Origin of the sequence: Amycolatopsis sp. NPDC059657 (assembly GCF_042734395.1) — a bacterium.
Lineage (GTDB): Bacteria > Actinomycetota > Actinomycetes > Mycobacteriales > Pseudonocardiaceae > Amycolatopsis.
On record NZ_JBHWEB010000007.1, the window covers coordinates 54725 to 72682 of the forward strand.

Genomic DNA, 17958 nt, shown 5'->3' on the forward strand with positions numbered 1-17958 from the left:
AGCCAGGGACGCTCGGTCAGCCCGAAGCTGACGACGCCGAGGTCAGCGACGACGCGGAGCTAGCCGGACAAGAGAAAGAGCCTCCTGAGGTCAGCGACGAGAACGAACTGAGGGCATTGCCATCAGGAAGTTCTTCCAGCGCCATCTCACCGTCGATCGCGTACAGCTCGAACGCGGCCAACGACAAATCGTTGATCATGGATCACCTACTTTCCTATGCGGTCACGCGCTGTTCCGCGTGATTTGTGGTCAGCCCGAAGCCGATGACGCCGACGTCACCGAAGACGCCGAACTGCCCGGGCAGGACATGGACAGTGCGGACGTCAGCGACGAAAACGAGCTGAGCGCACTGCCTTCGGGCAACGACTCCAGGCCGAGTTCCCCGTCGAGAACGTAGAGATCGATCTCTGAGCGAACTATGCTGCTGGTGTTGAGCACTTCGCTGATCCCTTCAGATCGGTCTGGTCTGTTCGGCCGTTGCGCGACCGAACAGACCAGACAAGCGGAACATCACTCAGCCGAAGCAGCCGATGCTGCTGGCTGTGCCGGCGCTGGTGAACGGGCAGGCAGCGGTCGACACCGAGCCGGCACTGCTGACTGACGACAAGGCGTTGCCTTCGGGCAGCGCCTCGATCGCCATTTCGCTTTCGAGTACGTACAGTTCGAAAGTGTCTGTCATGGTTTTCCCTTTCTGCGTGGATCAGCAGGCTTAGCCGAAGGTGGAAGATGTACCCACGGTGGCCGCCGAGCTACCCGGGCAGGACGCTGTGGAACCCGATGCGGCGGTGAACCAGCAACCGAGCGCGTTGCCTTCCGGCAGCTCCTCGATCGCCAGCGCGCCATCCAGGGCGTACAGGTCGATAACGTTCGTGTGAGACATGAAGATTTCCCTTTCCTGGTTGGGAATCAGCCGCCCTGGCAGTTGGCCGACATCACGGATCCTGCGCTGCTGACCGGGCAGCTGGCACTACCGAGCGTGCTCGTGGTGCTGAAGGTGCCGAGTGCGTGGCCGTCGGGCAGGGTTTCCATCATCAGGCCGTCTTCAAAAAGCTCCACGGCGTGCAGATCGAAAGTGTTCTCGTTGCGCATGTCAGTAGCTCCTTTTTAGGTGTAGGTGGAGAAACTGGCGATCGAGCTGGCACTGGTGGCCGGGCACGATGCGGTGGACACCGAGCCGCCAGTGGAAACCGACGACAGCGCATTGCCATCGGCGAGTGTTTCGAACTCCAGCGAATCGCCCAAGGCGTAGAGTTCGAGATCGGGACCGGACATCTATTTCCTTTCTCACTCCCGGTGGTCTGCGACCTCCGGTGATTCGGGGGGTACGACCGGCTCACCGAGAGCCAGTGCGAAGAGTTGGTGCCTGCTGCTGCCGTCGCTGTGCAACGGCTGGCGCACGGAGGCGGGGATGAACCCGGCGAACACCGTGCCGGCCAGTCCGGTAGCCACCGCGTCGAGCCACATCGTGTAGGCGGCGGCCGAGGTCCTGGACATGAGCATGCGGTAGCCGTGCGCGCCACTCGATGTGGCGACTCGGTCGACGTCCGCGGCCAGCGAGACGATCGCCGCCGAGTCGCAGAACTCGGCCTGCAGGGTGAGGTCGTAGCGCGCTTCGTCCGCCGGGAGCGGGGCGACCGGCGTGTACGCGCGTACCTGGCTGTCCAGCCGGTAGATCCCCGGTTCGAGCCCGTTCACCCGGAACGCGACCACGCTGATCTCGAGCGCACCGGCCTCCTGTGCGTCCGGCCAGGCCGCTCGATCGGCGTCGAGACCACGATCGACGAGGTCGGCGATGTGCGCCGAGCCGATCGGCTCGGGACCGAAGAACCGCTGCGAGGTCCGGCGGTGCAACGCGTCGAGTAGCGAAGATCGGGCTTGTCGTGGTTCTTCGCCGACGATGACGGCGGGGCCGAGCGGGGCCGGTTCGGTCCTGGTCCTGACCGCGATCCCGCCACCGGCGGGAGGCCGGTCCGAAGCCAATTCGGAGAGCATCTGGGTAACGAGATCGAGCGGGCTGCTCATCGGGCACCTCCGAGGTCAAGGACGGCGGTGATCGGTTCGACGTCGGTGTCGAGGCCGATCCCGGTGGCCAGTTCGCTGTCGTCGAAGTCCGGGCGCTGGTGGAACCCGATGCCGAGCACCGAGCAGACCTCCCGCGCTGTGGCCTGGGCGCAGCCGCTGTCGAGGAACACGATCCGCAGCGCGAACGCCGAGTACTTCTCGGCGACCTTGCGGTAGTCGCCGCCGAGCACGACGGTGACCGGGGCGTCGCCTCGCACCGTGTCGGTGCGGACCGAAAGCCGCGCCAGCTGGTGGGTCGAGTTCACGTAGCCGTAAGTGCCCGGCTCGATGCCGTCGCACGAGCGCACCACGACGTAGGCGGTGACCGAGCCGATGTTGCCACCGCTGGCCGTCCAGCGCAGGACCTTCTGCTCGGTGACGGCCTTGGTGCCGACGGCCGTCATCAGTACCAGCGACAGCCGTTCGGCGTCCACATCGGATATCCGACTGTCCACAGTGATGCGTGCCGGTTCCCAAGCGGAGGCAAGCAGTTCGAACGGCGGGGCGGGCAGATCCGTCTTTGGCGCCACCGGCCAGATCCTCGACTTGCGCTGCAGGGCGAGATTCGAAGGCTTGTAGTGCATCTGATGCGCCTTGAGGTCAGCGAACTCCTTGGGCGGCATGGCGACCGACGCCTCGTATCGAGCGGGAATGGTCGCTTCCTCGGCGACGGGGCCATCTGCTGTCGAACAGAGTTCGCAGCCAGGACGGGTCGCGGAGGAGATCTCGGACTGGCTGAGATCGTCGAGGTTTACCCGGCGCCAGCGGGACGGCAGCGGCGACGGCGTGCTCCGCGAGATCATCGCGAACAGGTCCCGCGCGAAGAGTGCCGCCGCGAGGTCGACGTCACCGCCACACGCGGCCCGGTCGTCGCTGGTGTTATCGGAGGAAAGGCAATACAAGCAGGGCGTGGTGCGTGGATCCACCACAGGGCCGAGTTCCGCGGTACGCCCATCGAGGCGAACCCGTACCAGCGGGATGCTCTTGTCCCAGCAGTGCCGAACCGCTTCATCCGCCGTCGTGCCTGCGGAGTCGACCCACACCACCAGGTTCGTGTCCGGCCTGGGCAGCGGGCCGGCGGCCACTCGCACATCGAGCGACGAAGCCAGTTCGGCGGTGAACGCTTCGGCGAGCCCGCTCGTGCCGAATACCTCCAGCCGGACCGACTCCAGCCGCATGGCCGCCTGCTCCCAGGAAGCGTTCGCGCCGGTGGAGTCTCCGATCCGCGACAGGTAGTCCGCGAGTTCAGCCTCGACCTCTCTCACCGGATGCTCCGCCGGGGGTCCTTCCTCGATGACACCGCACGCCCACAGCAGGGAAAGTGCTTTGAAGGCAACGTCTTCGCTGATTTCCAGTTCGGACGCGAGTGTTTCGTGCCTGGTCTGGCCGTCGAGCAGGTCGAGCAGCGACGGCAGCAACGCTGTCGCCGACTTGCCGCGGAACAACTGGCGCTTCGGGCCACCTTCGACGACGAGCTCGTCCGGTTCCAGGCGGACCACCAGCCCGCGCCGCACTCGCGGCCGCTGCGGCACCCGAAGCTGCGGGTCGAACCTCGCTGCGGTGCCGATCGACTCTGCGGTGATCACCGATGGTCCCTTCATACGGCCTTCGCCTCCTCCGTGTTCGTGGCCGACATGGCCGCCAGTTGCCCGAACAGCTCTTCGGATCGCGACCCGGTGTGTCGACGGCAGCGCTGACAGCGGTCCACCGCGACCACCGAAGACCTCGAGGTGGTGCCGTTTACCTGGTCGAACCGCCGAATGGTGCCGCCGAGGCGCTCCAGATCCGGTGCCGCGAACACCTCGTCGATTGCCTGTAGCGTGAACCCGGCCGCGATACCGACGTGGTGCTGCGGGAAACCGGTCGGCTGCGTGCCATCGACGTCCGACACAGGGCCAATGCCCCGCCGATGTTGGTTCCGTCGGGCGAGATAGCACTGGTAGCAGGCGGTCCGGCCGGGCACGACCACCGGACCGCACTGCAGATCGGTGGCACCGGGGCGCACTCCAAACCAGGGCACGCCGAGCCGGAATGCGGCCTCGTCGATGCCCTCCGCGAGCCGCGGCCGTTCATGCGAGGTCGCCAGCACGATCAGGTCGGTGTAGGGCCAGAGACTTGAATGGGTCCCATCGGTCAGCTCGTGCGGGGTCACCGGCAGGTGCGCGGCGAGCCTGGCGCCGACCGCGTTGCCGAAGGCGCCTGCCGTGAGCACCAGGACTTGCCTGGTTCGCACGGATGAATCAGTGCTACTCATGTGGTGTCCTTCCAGCTCAGGCGAACGGCTGCGGGTTGGGGTTGATCTCGTCCTCGCCGTGCACCGGATGGCCCATCGCGGCCGGCGCCGTGTAGAGCCGCGGATGGTTCAGATATCTGGCGCGGTGGGCGAAGGACAGTGGCATCGCCTGCGGTACGAGCACTCGGACCACGGTCGCGCCGGCCTGCCGCGCCTCGTCGGTGGTCAGGTCGACCACGATGACCTCGTGGCCGGCGCGGTGCATCCGGTCGAGCAGCCACGGCAGCGGCTGTTCGTCTTGCCCCGGTACCGGCAGGTCGGCGAGCCGGTGAACCGGGCGGTCGCCGTCGAGAAGGAAGTCGAACTTGTCGCGGCTCGAAAGCGGCCCGTTGAGCAGCGCGCCCCCGATCACGCTGACCGTGTCCTGCGGGTCCGCTGGAGCGTTCTCGTCGGTGACCCCCACGAAGGACCGCAGTGCGATGCGCAGTGAGGCTGCCTCGCGGTGCAGCTTCGCCAGCGCCTTCACCGGGTCAACGTCACAGGTGGCCGCGACGAGCTGCGCCAGATCAGGGTCGTGGTCGGCCAGCTGCAACCCGTAGACCACCGGGATGCCGAGGTCGGTGGTCGCGTCGAAGAACAACGTCCGGATGTTCTCCGAGCGGCCCCGGTCGAAGTAGTCCCGGTATTCGCCGTGCAGCTCGCGCTCGTCGAATTCGAGGCGCGGCAAGCGAAGCCGCTGCAGCCAGGTCAACGCGATGGAATCGCGTTCGACCACCTCAAGCAGGCCGTTCGTCACCGCGTCGACCAGGTTCCCGTGCGCCGCACAGCCCGTGGAGACGGCGTGTTGGTACCGCTCGCTCGCGGACTCCGGGGTGAATTTCAAGTACACCTGCGTGGCAGGCACGAACACCGCCCTGCCCCTGGTCAGCGACCAGCCACGCACCCAGCGCAGCGGGATTCGGGGATCGGTGACGATCAGTCCGCACCTCGGGTCGGCGAGCTCGCGGGCCGAGCAGTTGGGCCACTCCCACGGCGGGATCGCGTCCTCACCGAGCTCCGCCGCGGTCGCCCAGATCAGCTTGTCGGGGTCCCATACGCAGGAGGAATACCGCTCCAGCGACTCCGCGACGGCCAGATGCGCGGCCAGGTCGGGATCGAGGGCGCCCCCGGCGCCATCGAAATTCCCCGAGGAGGCGCTGTGCGCCCAGCCTGCCTGGGTCGGGACCGCCGCCCCGGGGTCACCGAGTGACCCGGTGTAGATCGAGTACACCGGTTCGCCCTCGGTAACCGGTAGCCAGGTCAATCGGGACACCAGCCCGAAAGGCGAAACCAGCTTTCGCATTTCCCGGAGCGATTCGGGAATCTGGGACCTGTTTTGGGCAGCCCGCACCGTCGACAATTTTCCTCCCCTGATGACAGCTCTACGGCACGCAAATTGAGTAACGACCGCGATTTTCGGGCAACGCGGCGTTGCCTTGCCCCACGCATTTCCCGGCCCCGCGCGGAAGTTGTCGTGCTCGATGTTGCGTTGGGTGACGGCCTCAGAAGCTTCGACCCAGCCAGAAACGTTTGCTCACGTACGCATTGGCAGAGTCTCAGTGTTTGCTGTAGCTTACACCCGATCGAGTGCAACTCTAGGCAAAAGCCCGCGCGGTGTCAACGGTAGCTAACGGCTGCTAAGATTGGCCGGTATCCTTGTTAACGCAAGATGGGAGTCGGCCATGACCGAGCCGCGCCCACGATCCTTCGCCGAGAAGCTCGCCCACGTGATCGCCACCGTGCACCCGCCGGACCGTGGGCCTTACAGCTACCGGGAGATGGAAGCAGGGATCCAGGAGCGAGGGCTGGCGCCAGTCAGTGGCGCCTACATCAACCAGCTCGTCAAGGAACGCCGGGACAACCCGGCGATGAGCGTCATCGAGTCGATCGCGGGGTTCTTTGGCGTCCCGCCGGGATATTTCTTCGACGACGAGATCGCGGCAAACATCGACAAGCAACTGGAAGCGCTGGCACGCTGGCGCGACTCCGAGGCGATCGAAACGGCCGAACGGATCATGCAACTCGGTCCACGCGACCGCCGCACCGTGGTCGACCTGATCGACTCGCTCCAGCAGTACGAGGAGCAGCCACGTGACCGGCGCACGCGGCGAAAGCCTGCGACTCACGACTAGCCAGGGCGTAGCGCGAAATCGCTTTGCAGACCCCGCGGCACTACAAATAGCCTGCTGAAACAACCTTGCGTAGCGCTCTCGTGACTAGCGGTCCGCGTTTACGGTAGTCTGCGCTCGAGTGATCGGTTACCGGTCGCCAAAGCAGTACATGTCAGAGACTCTTGGGGAGGGGTTGGATTTGACATGGCTAGGTATTTACGCGCGCTGCAAACGTCGAGCGCGCATGCTGGATCGCAAAGTTGGTATTCCCGATCCGTGGGACATCAACGCGTTTTTGGACGCGCTCGAGCAGCACCGCGGACGGCAGATCGACCTTTGTGCACTGTCCTGGACACTGGGTGCCAGCGCCGGTGCCTGGCGTGCTTATCCGGATCACGACGTTATCGCCTATAGCGAGAACACTTCGCCGGTGCACCAGGACGCAATTATCCTGCACGAGATCGGGCACATGATCGCTGGCCACCGCGGGCGGTGCGTGCTCTCCGTAGAGCAGGCGCACTTGCGGGCGCCGGACCTCGCGCCTGCCGCGTTCGTTCACATGCTCGAACGAGCCGATGCCGCAGCAGAGGAACAGGAAGCCGAGTTGACCGCTCGGTTCGTCATCGCGCGAATAGCAGTGCAGCGTTCCCGCCAGCTTGCCCGTTCACCCCTCGCCGAGCGGGTCGAAGACGTATTCGGCTAACAGATTCCACGTGGAGCCATGGCAGCAGCAATCACCTCTTACCTTCTAGCGGCAGCCCTGTTGTTGACCGCGACCGTGCGGGCACTCCGGCTACGAACAGCCACCAATGTGCCCGCGGTGCGCAGCAGCGTAGTCATGCTGCTGGCAATGGCCGTCACCTTCGCGGTTTTCGCACCGACGTCGCAAGCATGGGCCAACCGTTTCGTGCCGGATCTCTTCAAGCTAACCGGAAACGTCGCGACGCTGGTAGCGATGTCGGCGGGAAGCGCACTGGTTTACCACACCCGATACCCAGCGGATATCGCACACAAGAAAGTCCGGCCTCGAGTCCTGCTCCTGATGGGCGCGATCGGATTGATGGTCGTGATGTTCGTCGTGCCGCATCCGGTGGCGCTGACCGGATCCTTCGACGGACTCTACGCGATTGATCCAACGCTGATCGTCTACACGATCACCTATGCCTGCTACTTCGGCGGCACCCTTGTCTCGCTCGGTGTCAACTTCATCCGCTTTGCGCGGGACTCCGCCACAGCGATGGCAGTCGCGCTATGGATACTGACCATCGCTGCGATCGTTGGCGTCGCCCACAACGTGGCGACGATCTTCATCGTGTTCCGCAATGCGCTCTCCGGCGCACGGTCGGGTGCGGGTGGCACGACAGGTGTGTGTCACTCGGCATTCTCGGACGTCTCGTGTTTCGTGGCAATCGGTACCCCCATTGTCGCTGCCGCGATCGCCGTAGTGGGCTTTCTTCTTTCCGCCGCGGCACCGCAGTTCGAAAAATATCAGCGCTGGAATCGGCATCGCCGCGTCAATCGGCGGCTTGTCCCGCTTTGGGAACTCCTCAGTAGCGCCTTTCCCGAGATCGTCCGGGGCCGCGGCCGGCGATATGCCACCATCTCCGACCGTGTCGTCGAGATCCGCGACGGACTTCTCCTGCTCGCTCCGTACAGAGACCACGCCGTCGCCGGCATCGCGGCATCCGCCGCTGACCAAGCCGGCCTCTCAGCGACCCGACATGCAGCCATCGTCGAAGCCGCGCAGATCGTCGTCGCCCACCGCAGACACGCTGTGGACAGCACTCCCCTGAACGACCGACCACCCGCTCCGCACGATGAGCCCGCCGATTTTGAAGCCGAGATCGCCTGGCTCGAGCGCGTCGCCGATGCACTCACCGACTCGGTCGTCATCGCACAGTTGAACCATCAGTCGATCATGGAAGACGAAACGTCATGACTACTAAGACCACTGTCATCGTCGATCAAGACGGCGGTATCGACGACACGCTCGCGCTCATTCTTCTCGTGAGGACCCCCGGCATCGAGATCGCCGGGGTGGGTTCGGTCCACGGCAATGTCACCGCGGAAGCCGCCGCCAACAACGGGTTGCGCGCGCTGGAACTCGCGGGCGACCACATCGTCCCAGTCGCGATCGGAGCGGCCGAGCCACTCGCCCAGCCATTACATCTCGCACACCCCGAGGACCTATTCGGTAAGGCCGCGGGGTCGCCGAAGCGGAAGCCAATATCCGAGGAGACCGCCGCCGAACAGATAGTGCGCCTCGCCCATAAGCACCGCGGTGAGATCGACCTGCTCACCCTCGGCCCGCTCACCAACGTCGCGCTCGCGCTGGCCGCTGAGCCTGAGTTGCCCCGACTCGTGCGTCGCGTTGTCTCGATGGCGGGCGCGTTGACGGTGCGAGGCAACATCAGCGAGCATGCGGAAAGCAATGTGTGGCACGACCCCGAAGCGGCGGCCCAGGTACTTTCAGCCGGGTTCGACCTAACGCTGGTGCCACTCGACCTGACCCGCAAAGCCACCGTCACCCGGCTGTGGCTGGAGCGTATCGCCGTTGATCAAGACCGGCTCTGGGGACGACTGGCCGCTATGCTGCTCGCGGTGCCAGGGAAGCTTCCTGCATTCCCTCTGCACGATCCGCTGGCCGCCGCGATCCTGCTCGATCCGACGTTCGCCACATACCGGCACACACCCGTCGTCGTCGACCTCGACGAAGACCGGCGTGGACAGACCCGCGATGCAGATGCAGAACATGCGCCTGCTGTCGCCATCGCCGTCGAAGCCCGGACCAGCACGCTTCTCGACCTGCTGATCCACGCGTTGATGCCGGGCCGGGCGTCTCGTTCCTGAACTCAACCCGCGATCTCGCGGAGTGCCCGCAAGTGGATGTCCCATGCCTTGCGGCCGTCCGCGGTGAGTGACAGGTAGGTACGCGGGCGTTTGCCGACGAAGACCTTGCGCACCTTGACGTAGCCGGCTTCTTCAAGCGTCGAGACCTGTTTGGACAGTGCCGAATCGGAGATCTCCACCGCCTCCTTGATCGACTTGAAGTCGGCCTCGTCGACAGCGGCGAGCGCGGCGGCGATAGAGAACCGGATCGGTGCGTGGATCACCGGGTTCAGTGCCAGCCGTGGATGGCTCACTTGCGGCCACGCACCTCGAGCCAGGCAGCCAGTACGAACGGGATCGCGCTGAGTACCGCGGCCGGCACCCACCACGCCGGATTCTGCGGGAAGCTCACCTGCCCGAGCGGGCTCGCGATCGCGATGACCAGGCCGACGAGCGCACCGAGGATCGGATAGAAGTAGCGCTGACGGCGAGCCACTACCGGGCGGGTAGCCGTATAGAGAATGAACGCGAAGAGCGGGAGCAGCGCACCTGGCATGAGCAGCATCCCCGCGTTCGGGAGCAGCCCGCCAGCCAGCACTATGGCGGCTTCGAGTACGCCTAGTCCGAGCACCGCTTTCGGGTACCAACGGCCCTGTCCTCGCACCTTCGAAGCCATCGAGTCTGCGGTGTCCAGTGCTTGTTTCGCTGTTGCTTCATCCATTGTGTCCACGATCCTTCTGCCGCGTTGGGGAGGATACCAGTCGGGCACCGCTCAGCGCGGTTCGTCCTGATCCCACTTGAACGTACGAACTGCGAGGGTCGCGACCACCAGAGTGGTGAGCGCGACGACCAGCACCGAAATCCACGCCTGGTGCATCGGCCTGCCCGCAGGCAGCTGGGTCTGCATCAAATCGGCATAGAAGGAGGTCGGAAGATAGCTCAGCGCCCTGCCAACGGCGGAGGGCAGCAGGTAGAGCGGGAACGTGAGGCCGCCGAGGAAAAGCGCCGCAAGCTGGATCAAAGTACCGAAGTTGGTCGCCGCGTCTGGAGACGACAACCGCCCGCCGATCAGGTAACCGATGCTGCCGAACAGAGCCATGCCCAGCACGGTGATGCCGAACAGCGGGAGCAGGTTGGCCGCGCGGACGATGCCGAGCGCGGCGGCGATCGCGAGCAGCACGACTGTCTGGCAAAGGATCATCACGATCCGGACGGACATATGCGTGTAAAGCAGCCGTGCCCTGCCGATCGGTGTGGTGCCGAGCAAACGCAGAGTGCCTTTGCTCCGCATGCCAGCGAGCGGCCCGGCCGTGACGGTAAGCGCGGCGCTCGTGACGGCGAGATAGAGCGCCATCGGGATCACCGTCTGACTGAAGTCCGGCCCTCCGTCGCCTTTCGGCACGAGCGACCCGATGAGCAGAAAAAGGCCGAGCATGCCATAGGGAAAGAACAGCGCGAACCAGAAGTACCGATGGTCGCGCAGCAGTTCCCTGGCGTGTAACGAGGTCAATGCCCGTGTCGCGGTGAGAGTGGTCATCAGGCTGCTCCTCGCTCGTCGGCGCCGACATCTGCTTCGGCGAACTCATGACCGGTGAGCCTGCGGAAGACTCCCTCGAGCCCGGCGTCCTTCAGTTCGATCTGGCGCGCTCCCAGCGAACCGGCGATGATCCCGAACACGGCGTCAGGGTTGGTGGTCCGCAACCGGACGCTGGTGTCTTCGCCGGTGCCACGCGGCGTCGTCTCCAGCTCGGTCGTGAGTGATTCGAGCGCGCTCAGGTCGGCATTGGTCCGCACGGTGAAGTGGATTTCCCGATCCGGCGCGTGCGCCCGGATCAGGTCGTCGGGGGTCCCGCAGGCCGCGATCCGGCCACAGTGCAGCACGGCCACGCGGTCGCACAGCAACTGCGCTTCCTCCATCGAGTGCGTCGAAAGCAGTACTGTGCCGCCACCTTCGCGATAGGTGCGGAGCGCTGCCCACAATTCCTGCCGGGCATTGGGATCCAACCCGGTCGACGGTTCGTCGAGCACGAGCAGCCGCGGCCGTGAGACCAGCGCGAGGCCGACCAGCACGCGTTGCTTCTGGCCACCGGAAAGTTTGGCGACCTTCTTGTTGCGCGACTCGCCGAGGCCCATCTTGGCGATGACCGTTTCAGCGCTGTCGGGCTCGGGATAGAACGAAGCCCAGGTCGAAAGCAGCTCGAACACAGTCTGCTGCTCGAAAACCGCGGCCTGCTGCGGCTGGATGGCGACCTGCAGCCGAATCTCGCCACGCTGCGCGACCGGATCCAACCCCAGTACCCGGACCCGGCCCGAATCGGGCTTGCGCAGTCCCACCATCGTCTCGATGCTGGTCGTTTTGCCCGCCCCATTGGGGCCGAGCAGGCCGAAGATCTCGCCGCGCCCGACCGTGAGCCGCACCCCGTCCAGCGCGGCGAATTCCTCGACTGGGCCAGGATATCGCTTGACTACGTCCTCGAAGAAGATCACCGGTTCATCCGACGCCATCGTGGCCGTCTCCCCTCGTTCCCGGCGGGTGATCCCCAGCCGACTAGTTGCGAAGCTAGCAGCTACTTTCCAAAACGGCAACTACTTGCCACATGATGTCATCTTGCTAGATCGAGAACGCTGCCGCACGGGATGCCCTGGGTGAATGAGGTGCGGCGACTAGAGCTGGATGATCACCGGTCCTGCGTGACGCCCCTGACCTGGTCCGCAACCTCGATGGCATTCCAATGGCGGATCTGGATTCGGCGAACCGGGCCGTGCTACAGCGGGAGATCGGCAAGCTCGAACGTGAAGCGACCGAACTGTCCCGCACGAACCCGAACGACACCCGATCGCGGCAGCAAACCGACTGGCAAAGCAAGGGAAAAGCTGGACGAGATCGCTGGAAAACTCACCGGCTTGCGCAACATCGAGAAACCGTCTGAACCACCCCGGCGCTGGCCAACAGCAAGCGTTCCTCATCGGCCTGGACGTCCAAGGCGACCGAAAGGCGATCGTGTCCTCCGACAACTCCGACACCGCCAAGAATGTCGCCACGTACGTGCCGGGCACCGGTGCCGAGCTGGCGAAGATCAGCGGCGAGATGGAACGCTCCGACCCGATGGCCGACGCGGCCATGCGAGCCGATTCACCGTCGACCACGGTGATCTCCTGGGTCGGTTACGACACCCCGGACGACGTGGTGCCCAACGCGATGAGCTCCGACTACGCCGACAACGCCAAGAAGGACCTGGACCGGTTTCAGGATGGCCTGCGCGCCACCCAATCAAGGCGACCCGTCGCACAATACGACGGTCGGGCACAGCTACGGGACAACCGTGATCGGGCACGCCGCTCGCGACGAGCACCTGGCGGTCGACGACATCGTGTTCGTCGCGAGTCCGGGTGTCGGGGTCAACCACGCGAGTGAACTCGGCTTGCCCGCCGAGCGTTGACCGCCTTCGGCAGATCGGATTCCGGGACCGACGGCCCGCGCCCTCACACGAGCAACCCGTGCCGCCATGCCGGAAAGCGTCGGCGTCCCGTTCTCGGGTCACAAGAAGCCGATAACCGCTGGCTTCGCCAGGATCTCCAAGACACAGCCATGGATAGTCGCGACGCCAGCGAGCACCACATATCAAATGGAGCCACAGACTGCTCCAGTTTTGCTCCACCTACTGAACGGTAACTGAAGTGCAGTCCACAATGGACAAACATTTGGCGTGCCAAAAAACAGCGCCCGACCTGCGGAAACTCGCAGACCGGGCGGTTTGTAAATTCTGTGGAGCTAAGGGGACTCGAACCCCTGACCCCCTCACTGCCAGTGAGGTGCGCTACCAGCTGCGCCATAGCCCCGGAGCGGGTAACCCCGCATCTCGTAGGTACAGACTTTACAACACCCACCAGAGGCCTCCGCGATGGGGGTCCCTACCGGTCCGGCCTCAGGGAGGCCGGACCGAACGACTCCCAGTAGTCGATCCTCGTCGTGCTCGACCGCGGCGTAGTTGCTGGTCGCCGAGGCCACTCCGGGTTAAGACGGAACCACTGTCCGTGCCCGGAGTGGCCGAAACCGCATGGTGCGGTTACTGCTGGAGCCAGCCCGCCTTGACGTCGACGACCTTGCCGTCGCGCACGACTGTCGGGGTGCCGAAGCCCTTTGAGCCGTCGGGGAAGGTCTGCTCGAGGCTCGGGTCCTTGGCGGTCTTGTTCTCGAATTCGCTGGTCAGCTGGGCGTCGTAGGTGCCCGCGTTGACCGCGTTGGCGAAGTCCTGGCCGGTGATGCCCAGGTCCTGGCCGAGTTTGATCAGCTGCGCCTTGTCGTAGCCGCGCGCGCCCTCCTTGGGCTGCGTCTTGAAGAGAGCGTCGTGGAACTGGGCGAACTTGCCCGCGTCGGCGGCCGCGAGCGCGGCGTTGGCCGATTCGAGCGAGTAGCCCTCCGGGTTCGACCTGGTGTTGAGCATCGGGACCATGTGGTACTTGACCTGCAGCTGCCCGGCGTTGACCTGCTGGCGGATCTGCCCGCCGTAGCTCTTCTCGAAGTCACCGCAGATCGGGCACAGGAAGTCCGCGTACACGTCGATGGTCTTCGGGGCCCCTGGCTTGCCGAGTGTGACGACGACCCCGTCGCGCTTCTCGACCACGCCGGCTGCGGGTGCCTCGATGCCCGCGGTCGGGATGGCCTGGCCCTCGGTCTTGTTCTTCGACGCGTTGGTCCACAGGACGCCGCCGATCACCAGCGCGGCGAGCACCACGACTCCGGCCACGATCGCGATGATCTTCTTCGTATCGCCGCCGCCCCTGGCCTGCGTCAGCGCCCTTGCCGCCTGCTGCTGCTGGCGCTTCTTCCGAGCGTTGCGCTCAGCTCCACCCACTGCTCATGTCCTTTCCGAACTTGCCGTTTCATCGAACGAGTCGTCCGGAACGGCCTTCGAGTTCCAGCCGAGCCAGCCGTCGACGGAGAACAGCGTCGACGGGCGCAGCGTCAGCCACACCGCGAGCAGCAGGAACCCGGTGTCCCGCGCTATTTCCTGCGGATACTGCGTCTGCCCCGCCGCGACCTGGCCGCCGCCGCCGAAACAGCCGCAGTCGATGGTCAGCCCGCGTGCCCACGACTGGGCGATCACCGCGATCAGCAGAAGCAGCAGCACGATCGAGCCGATGCCGGCGAGCCTGGTGCCGAACCCCGCGAGCAGCATCACTCCGAGCACCAGCTCGAGCAGGGGCAGCATGGTCGCGACCGGGCCGACGAGCCCGTCCGGGAGCAGCTCGTAGGCCTTGACCGCGATGAACGTCTGGCCGGCGTCGCTGATCTTCAGCCAGCCGGAAACCAGCCACACCGCGGCGAGCCCGACCCTGACCAGAGTGCCGATCAGGTCGAGCACGCGTGGAGACGGTTTGGGCACGCACTTAGGCTAACGACCGCACCTGAGAAAAACATGAGGTCGGCCGATCGGTGGAAGGAGGTCATCTGTGCGGGTGAAATCGCTCACCACGCTGGGGGTCCTGCTCGTGCTGCTCGCCGCGTGCGGGTCGCGCGGCTCCGCCTCGGATTCGCTCGTGAAGCGGGCGAGTGACCGAAACCACCTCACCATCGGCACGCGCTTCGACCAGCCTGGGCTGTCCGAGCGGACACTCGACGGCCGGGTCGTCGGCTTCGACATCGACGTCGCCAAGTACGTCGCGAACGAGCTCGGCGTGTCCCCCGACGAGATCACCTGGCGCGAGACCGACCCGAAGTCCCGCGAGCCCGACATCAGCTCGGGCGCGGTCGACATGGTCGTCGCCACCTACTCGATCACCCCGGCCCGGAAGCAGGTCGTCTCGTTCGCGGGCCCGTACTTCGTCACCGGGCAGGACCTGCTCATCCGGCTGAACACCCCCGACATCACCGGGCCCGAGAGCCTCAACGGCAAGAAGCTGTGCTCGGTGCCGGGCACGACCTCGGCCGACGAGGTGAAACGCCGCTACGCGCGTGCCGTCGAGCTGAGCGAATATCCGCGTTACCCGGCCTGTGTGACCGCGCTGCTGGCCGGGCAGGTCGACGCGGTGACCACGGACGCGGTGATCCTGGCAGGCTATGTGACGCAGAACCCGGAGCTGCTGAAGGTCGTCGGGCAGTCGTTCACTGTCGAGAAATACGGCATCGGCCTGCGCAAGGGTGACATCGAGGGGCAGAACGCGGTCAACGCGGCGATCCGCAAGATGATCACCAGTGGCGAGTGGGTCAAGTCGCTCAACGCCAACATCGGCCCGTCGGGGTACAAGCTGCCCGCGCCGCCGGAGGTCACCGAAACCCAGTGAAGCTCCCCGACCTGCCCATTCGCGCGGTGCTCGGCGAGCTGGGCGACCTGCTCGACGCGCACGGCACCGCGGTGCTGGTCGCGCCGCCGGGCACCGGCAAGACCACGCTCGTGCCGCTCGCGCTGGCGGAACGGGCGCCGGGGAAGATCGTGGTCGCCGAACCCCGCCGGATCGCCGCGCGCGCCGCGGCCGCGCGGATGGCCGCGTTGCTGGGTGAACGGGTCGGTGAGACGGTCGGGTACTCGGTGCGCGGCGACCGGAAGGTGTCGGCGGCGACGCGGATCGAAGTCGTGACGTCCGGTCTGCTGGTGCGCCGCGTGCAAAGTGACCCGGAACTGCCCGGCGTGTCCACGATCCTGCTCGACGAGTGTCATGAACGGCATCTCGACGCCGACCTGCTGCTGGCGCTGCTGCTCGACGTGCGCGCGGGCCTGCGTGACGACTTGCGGCTGCTCGCGACGTCGGCGACCGTCGCGTCCGGCAGGCTGGCCGCGCTGCTCGGTGACGCCCCGGTGCTCACGGCCGATGCCAGGATGTTCCCGGTCGAGGTCTCGTACCATCCCGGGGCGCGGGGCGAGCGGATCGAAGCGACCGTCGCGCGGACCATTCGCACCGCACTGTCCGAAGTAGACGGTGATGTGCTCGCGTTCCTGCCCGGTGTCGGCGAAATCGCGCGGGTGTCCGCGATGCTGCCCGGCGTGGACGTGTTCCCGTTGCACGGCAGGTTGACCGCCGCGCAGCAGGATCTGGCGCTGCGCCAAGGCGAACGGCAGCGGGTCGTGCTGGCGACGGCCGTCGCGGAGTCGAGCCTCACCGTGCCGGGGGTGCGCGCGGTCGTCGACTCCGGGCTGGCCAGGGTGCCGCGCGTCGATCACCGGCGCGGGCTGCCCGGCCTGGCGACGGTCCGGGTTTCGGCCGCCGTGTCCGAGCAGCGGGCCGGGCGAGCGGGCCGTGAGGCGCCCGGGCGTGCTTATCGCTGCTGGGCGGCTCACGAGCAGGCGAGCCTGCCCGCGTATCCCGAGCCCGAGATCCGCACCGCCGAGCTGGCCAGGTTCGCGCTCGAGCTGGCCTGCTGGTCGACCCCGGACGGCAGTGGCCTGACCTGGTGGGACCCACCCGGCGAAGGCGCGCTCGCCGCGGGCCGCGCGCTGCTGGTGACGCTCGGCGCGACCGACGCCGACGGCACGGTCACCGCACGCGGGCGCAAGATGGCCGGGCTCGGCCTGCATCCCCGCCTCGCCAGGGCGCTGCTCGACGGCGCCGCCGCGGTCGGCGCCAGGTCGGCGGCCGAGGTCGTGGCCTTGCTCGACGCCGGTGGCACGCTGACCGATGTCGAGGCCGAGATCCGGCGCCTGCGGTCGGCTTCGGAACGCTGGAAGGCCGAGGTCAAACGGCTGGCGAAGCTGGTTCAAGGCGGCGCGGAGAAGCCGGATCCGGCGCTGGTCGTGGCATTGGCGCATCCGGAACGGCTCGCGCGACGCCGGAATCCCGGTTCGCCGGTCTATCTGATGGCGGGCGGCACCGCGGCGGAGCTGCCGTCGGGCAGCGGCCTGGGCGACACCGAATGGCTCGCGGTGGCCGAAGCGACCAGGGACCCCGGCCGCGTCAACGGCATCGTCCGGCTCGCGGCCCGTGCCGACGAGCAGCTGGCTGTCCGCGCGGCCCCGGCGTTGCTGTCCGAAGTGGACGAAGTGACCTGGGCCGGCGACGTGGTCGCCAGGTCCGTGCGCAAGCTCGGCGCGATCGTGCTCTCGGAACGCCCACTCCGCGATTTCGACGCGCGGGAGGCGCTGCTCACCGGCCTGCGCACCGAAGGACTCGGCTTGCTCAAGTGGTCCGATGACGCGAAGCGGCTGCGCGAGCGGATGACTTTCCTGCACCGGGTTCTCGGCTCGCCTTGGCCGTCGCCGGACGACGAGGCAGTTTTGTCCACTGTGGACTTGAGCAGTGCACGGCGCAGGTCCGATCTGGCCAAGATCGATGCCGGGCAGGCGTTGAAGCAACTGCTCCCCTGGCCTGCCGCCTCCCGTTTCGACGAACTCGCGCCGGATCGGCTCGAGGTGCCGACCGGTTCGCGTATCCGCGTGGACTACACGGCCGACGAGCCGGTGCTCGCGGTCAAGCTGCAGGAGACCTTCGGCTGGACGGCCACGCCCCGCGTCGCGGACGGCCGGGTGCCGGTCGTGCTGCACCTCCTTTCACCCGCCGGTCGCCCGGCGGCGGTCACGGCGGACCTGGAATCGTTCTGGCGTAACGGTTATCTGGCTGTGCGTGCCGACCTGCGCGGGCGGTACCCCAAGCATTCCTGGCCGGAGGATCCGCTGACCGCGGCGCCGACGCGCCGGACCAAGCAGAAGGGGTCGTGAGCGCTGCGGGCGGTTAGAACCGCCCGCAACGCTC

24 protein-coding genes, 1 tRNA gene and 1 pseudogene are annotated in these 17958 nt (G+C 66.3%); 9 read left to right on the forward strand and 17 right to left on the reverse strand.

What is annotated here, in order from left to right:
• Positions 1 to 16: 16 nt before the first annotated feature.
• The 10 genes from ACFV15_RS05925 to ACFV15_RS05970 all read right to left on the reverse strand — a co-directional run bounded on the left by ACFV15_RS05925 (position 17) and on the right by ACFV15_RS05970 (position 5636).
• Positions 17 to 199, reverse strand: coding sequence for a thiocillin family RiPP (locus ACFV15_RS05925; RefSeq protein WP_378349007.1), 183 nt, complete (start codon positions 197 to 199; stop codon positions 17 to 19).
• A 50-nt stretch (positions 200 to 249) separates the two neighbouring features.
• Positions 250 to 438, reverse strand: coding sequence for a thiocillin family RiPP (locus tag ACFV15_RS05930; RefSeq protein WP_378349008.1), 189 nt, complete (start codon positions 436 to 438; stop codon positions 250 to 252).
• Between the two features lie 76 nt (positions 439 to 514).
• Positions 515 to 679 (reverse strand): thiocillin family RiPP, encoded by a 165-nt coding sequence (locus tag ACFV15_RS05935; protein WP_378349009.1) that lies wholly within the window; start codon positions 677 to 679, stop codon positions 515 to 517.
• A gap of 30 nt (positions 680 to 709) precedes the next feature.
• Entirely contained in the window at positions 710 to 880 is a 171-nt protein-coding gene (locus tag ACFV15_RS05940; RefSeq protein ID WP_378349010.1) for a thiocillin family RiPP, read from the reverse strand.
• A 26-nt stretch (positions 881 to 906) separates the two neighbouring features.
• The gene (locus ACFV15_RS05945) at positions 907 to 1089 is read right to left on the reverse strand and encodes a thiocillin family RiPP (protein WP_378349011.1); all 183 of its coding nucleotides are present in this window, start codon (positions 1087 to 1089) and stop codon (positions 907 to 909) included.
• A gap of 15 nt (positions 1090 to 1104) precedes the next feature.
• The gene (locus ACFV15_RS05950; protein WP_378349012.1) at positions 1105 to 1272 is read right to left on the reverse strand and encodes a thiocillin family RiPP; all 168 of its coding nucleotides are present in this window, start codon (positions 1270 to 1272) and stop codon (positions 1105 to 1107) included.
• A gap of 12 nt (positions 1273 to 1284) precedes the next feature.
• A complete protein-coding gene (locus ACFV15_RS05955; RefSeq protein ID WP_378349013.1) occupies positions 1285 to 2022 on the reverse strand; it encodes a nitroreductase family protein in 738 nt (245 codons plus the stop codon).
• Positions 2019 to 3647, reverse strand: a complete 1629-nt coding sequence (locus ACFV15_RS05960) for a hypothetical protein (RefSeq protein WP_378349014.1) — start codon at positions 3645 to 3647, stop codon at positions 2019 to 2021. Before ACFV15_RS05960 ends, ACFV15_RS05955 begins: the two co-directional genes overlap by 4 nt.
• An 11-nt stretch (positions 3648 to 3658) precedes the next feature.
• The gene (locus tag ACFV15_RS05965; protein WP_378349015.1) at positions 3659 to 4315 is read right to left on the reverse strand and encodes a TOMM precursor leader peptide-binding protein; all 657 of its coding nucleotides are present in this window, start codon (positions 4313 to 4315) and stop codon (positions 3659 to 3661) included.
• Positions 4316 to 4331: 16 nt separating this feature from the next.
• The gene (locus ACFV15_RS05970) at positions 4332 to 5636 is read right to left on the reverse strand and encodes a YcaO-like family protein (protein WP_378349016.1); all 1305 of its coding nucleotides are present in this window, start codon (positions 5634 to 5636) and stop codon (positions 4332 to 4334) included.
• 379 nt (positions 5637 to 6015) lie between these two features.
• On the opposite strand from ACFV15_RS05970, the gene ACFV15_RS05975 reads away from it, so the two are divergent.
• The 4 genes from ACFV15_RS05975 to ACFV15_RS05990 all read left to right on the forward strand — a co-directional run bounded on the left by ACFV15_RS05975 (position 6016) and on the right by ACFV15_RS05990 (position 9294).
• Positions 6016 to 6465 (forward strand): XRE family transcriptional regulator, encoded by a 450-nt coding sequence (locus ACFV15_RS05975; RefSeq protein ID WP_378349017.1) that lies wholly within the window; start codon positions 6016 to 6018, stop codon positions 6463 to 6465.
• Positions 6466 to 6688: 223 nt separating this feature from the next.
• A complete protein-coding gene (locus ACFV15_RS05980; RefSeq protein ID WP_378349018.1) occupies positions 6689 to 7147 on the forward strand; it encodes an ImmA/IrrE family metallo-endopeptidase in 459 nt (152 codons plus the stop codon).
• Positions 7148 to 7165: 18 nt separating this feature from the next.
• The gene (locus tag ACFV15_RS05985; RefSeq protein ID WP_378349019.1) at positions 7166 to 8383 is read left to right on the forward strand and encodes an MAB_1171c family putative transporter; all 1218 of its coding nucleotides are present in this window, start codon (positions 7166 to 7168) and stop codon (positions 8381 to 8383) included.
• Positions 8380 to 9294, forward strand: a complete 915-nt coding sequence (locus tag ACFV15_RS05990; protein WP_378349020.1) for a nucleoside hydrolase — start codon at positions 8380 to 8382, stop codon at positions 9292 to 9294. Before ACFV15_RS05985 ends, ACFV15_RS05990 begins: the two co-directional genes overlap by 4 nt.
• A gap of 2 nt (positions 9295 to 9296) precedes the next feature.
• Here the strand turns inward: ACFV15_RS05990 and ACFV15_RS05995 are convergent, their stop codons facing one another.
• Genes ACFV15_RS05995 through ACFV15_RS06010 form a run of 4 tightly spaced genes read right to left on the reverse strand, consistent with a single transcriptional unit; the run spans position 9297 to position 11778 of the window.
• Entirely contained in the window at positions 9297 to 9587 is a 291-nt protein-coding gene (locus tag ACFV15_RS05995; RefSeq protein ID WP_378349021.1) for a winged helix-turn-helix domain-containing protein, read from the reverse strand.
• Positions 9584 to 9994, reverse strand: a complete 411-nt coding sequence (locus tag ACFV15_RS06000) for a hypothetical protein (RefSeq protein ID WP_378349022.1) — start codon at positions 9992 to 9994, stop codon at positions 9584 to 9586. Before ACFV15_RS06000 ends, ACFV15_RS05995 begins: the two co-directional genes overlap by 4 nt.
• 51 nt (positions 9995 to 10045) lie before the next feature.
• Positions 10046 to 10810, reverse strand: coding sequence for an ABC transporter permease (locus ACFV15_RS06005; RefSeq protein ID WP_378349023.1), 765 nt, complete (start codon positions 10808 to 10810; stop codon positions 10046 to 10048).
• The gene (locus ACFV15_RS06010; protein WP_378349024.1) at positions 10810 to 11778 is read right to left on the reverse strand and encodes an ABC transporter ATP-binding protein; all 969 of its coding nucleotides are present in this window, start codon (positions 11776 to 11778) and stop codon (positions 10810 to 10812) included. The genes ACFV15_RS06005 and ACFV15_RS06010 overlap by 1 nt, the downstream gene beginning before the upstream one ends.
• Positions 11779 to 12005: 227 nt before the next feature.
• On the opposite strand from ACFV15_RS06010, the gene ACFV15_RS06015 reads away from it, so the two are divergent.
• The 3 genes and pseudogenes from ACFV15_RS06015 (at position 12006) to ACFV15_RS06025 (ending at position 12713) form a co-directional block, all read left to right on the forward strand.
• Positions 12006 to 12203 carry a hypothetical protein gene (locus ACFV15_RS06015; RefSeq protein WP_378349025.1) on the forward strand — a complete coding sequence of 66 codons (198 nt, stop codon included), beginning with the start codon at positions 12006 to 12008 and terminating at the stop codon, positions 12201 to 12203.
• A 116-nt stretch (positions 12204 to 12319) separates the two neighbouring features.
• Positions 12320 to 12484: pseudogene (locus tag ACFV15_RS06020) on the forward strand (alpha/beta hydrolase); the annotation flags it as partial.
• 40 nt (positions 12485 to 12524) lie between these two features.
• On the forward strand, positions 12525 to 12713 hold the full coding sequence (locus tag ACFV15_RS06025; protein ID WP_378349026.1) for an alpha/beta hydrolase: 189 nt from the start codon (positions 12525 to 12527) through the stop codon (positions 12711 to 12713).
• Between the two features lie 327 nt (positions 12714 to 13040).
• Here the strand turns inward: ACFV15_RS06025 and ACFV15_RS06030 are convergent.
• The 3 genes from ACFV15_RS06030 to ACFV15_RS06040 all read right to left on the reverse strand — a co-directional run bounded on the left by ACFV15_RS06030 (position 13041) and on the right by ACFV15_RS06040 (position 14660).
• Positions 13041 to 13113 (reverse strand) — tRNA-Ala (locus tag ACFV15_RS06030).
• Between the two features lie 227 nt (positions 13114 to 13340).
• Positions 13341 to 14129, reverse strand: coding sequence for a thioredoxin domain-containing protein (locus ACFV15_RS06035; protein ID WP_378349027.1), 789 nt, complete (start codon positions 14127 to 14129; stop codon positions 13341 to 13343).
• Positions 14130 to 14132: 3 nt separating this feature from the next.
• Complete coding sequence (locus ACFV15_RS06040; RefSeq protein ID WP_378349028.1) at positions 14133 to 14660, reverse strand: DoxX family protein; 528 nt, start codon at positions 14658 to 14660, stop codon at positions 14133 to 14135.
• Between the two features lie 67 nt (positions 14661 to 14727).
• Here ACFV15_RS06040 and ACFV15_RS06045 point away from each other — a divergent pair, with 67 nt between their 5' ends.
• Together ACFV15_RS06045 and hrpB are read left to right on the forward strand one after the other, a co-directional pair.
• A complete protein-coding gene (locus tag ACFV15_RS06045) occupies positions 14728 to 15558 on the forward strand; it encodes a glutamate ABC transporter substrate-binding protein (RefSeq protein ID WP_378349029.1) in 831 nt (276 codons plus the stop codon).
• Entirely contained in the window at positions 15555 to 17924 is a 2370-nt protein-coding gene (gene hrpB / locus ACFV15_RS06050) for an ATP-dependent helicase HrpB (RefSeq protein ID WP_378349030.1), read from the forward strand. Before ACFV15_RS06045 ends, hrpB begins: the two co-directional genes overlap by 4 nt.
• The last annotated feature ends 34 nt before the right edge of the window (positions 17925 to 17958 follow it).

Excerpts from the sequence above, each read along its gene's own strand:
- ACFV15_RS05925 (WP_378349007.1), bottom strand. The coding sequence starts at position 199 with ATGATCAACGATTTGTCGTTGGCCGCGTTCGAGCTGTACGCGATCGAC.
- ACFV15_RS05935 (WP_378349009.1), bottom strand. The coding sequence starts at position 679 with ATGACAGACACTTTCGAACTGTACGTACTCGAAAGCGAAATGGCGATC.
- ACFV15_RS05940 (WP_378349010.1), bottom strand. The coding sequence starts at position 880 with ATGTCTCACACGAACGTTATCGACCTGTACGCCCTGGATGGCGCGCTG.
- ACFV15_RS05945 (WP_378349011.1), bottom strand. The coding sequence starts at position 1,089 with ATGCGCAACGAGAACACTTTCGATCTGCACGCCGTGGAGCTTTTTGAA.
- ACFV15_RS05950 (WP_378349012.1), bottom strand. The coding sequence starts at position 1,272 with ATGTCCGGTCCCGATCTCGAACTCTACGCCTTGGGCGATTCGCTGGAG.
- ACFV15_RS05955 (WP_378349013.1), bottom strand. The coding sequence starts at position 2,022 with ATGAGCAGCCCGCTCGATCTCGTTACCCAGATGCTCTCCGAATTGGCT.
- ACFV15_RS05965 (WP_378349015.1), bottom strand. The coding sequence starts at position 4,315 with ATGAGTAGCACTGATTCATCCGTGCGAACCAGGCAAGTCCTGGTGCTC.
- ACFV15_RS05970 (WP_378349016.1), bottom strand. The coding sequence starts at position 5,636 with ATGCGAAAGCTGGTTTCGCCTTTCGGGCTGGTGTCCCGATTGACCTGG.
- ACFV15_RS05975 (WP_378349017.1), top strand. The coding sequence starts at position 6,016 with ATGACCGAGCCGCGCCCACGATCCTTCGCCGAGAAGCTCGCCCACGTG.
- ACFV15_RS05980 (WP_378349018.1), top strand. The coding sequence starts at position 6,689 with ATGCTGGATCGCAAAGTTGGTATTCCCGATCCGTGGGACATCAACGCG.
- ACFV15_RS05985 (WP_378349019.1), top strand. The coding sequence starts at position 7,166 with ATGGCAGCAGCAATCACCTCTTACCTTCTAGCGGCAGCCCTGTTGTTG.
- ACFV15_RS05990 (WP_378349020.1), top strand. The coding sequence starts at position 8,380 with ATGACTACTAAGACCACTGTCATCGTCGATCAAGACGGCGGTATCGAC.
- ACFV15_RS06000 (WP_378349022.1), bottom strand. The coding sequence starts at position 9,994 with ATGGATGAAGCAACAGCGAAACAAGCACTGGACACCGCAGACTCGATG.
- ACFV15_RS06005 (WP_378349023.1), bottom strand. The coding sequence starts at position 10,810 with ATGACCACTCTCACCGCGACACGGGCATTGACCTCGTTACACGCCAGG.
- ACFV15_RS06010 (WP_378349024.1), bottom strand. The coding sequence starts at position 11,778 with ATGGCGTCGGATGAACCGGTGATCTTCTTCGAGGACGTAGTCAAGCGA.
- ACFV15_RS06015 (WP_378349025.1), top strand. The coding sequence starts at position 12,006 with ATGGCGGATCTGGATTCGGCGAACCGGGCCGTGCTACAGCGGGAGATC.
- ACFV15_RS06025 (WP_378349026.1), top strand. The coding sequence starts at position 12,525 with ATGGCCTGCGCGCCACCCAATCAAGGCGACCCGTCGCACAATACGACG.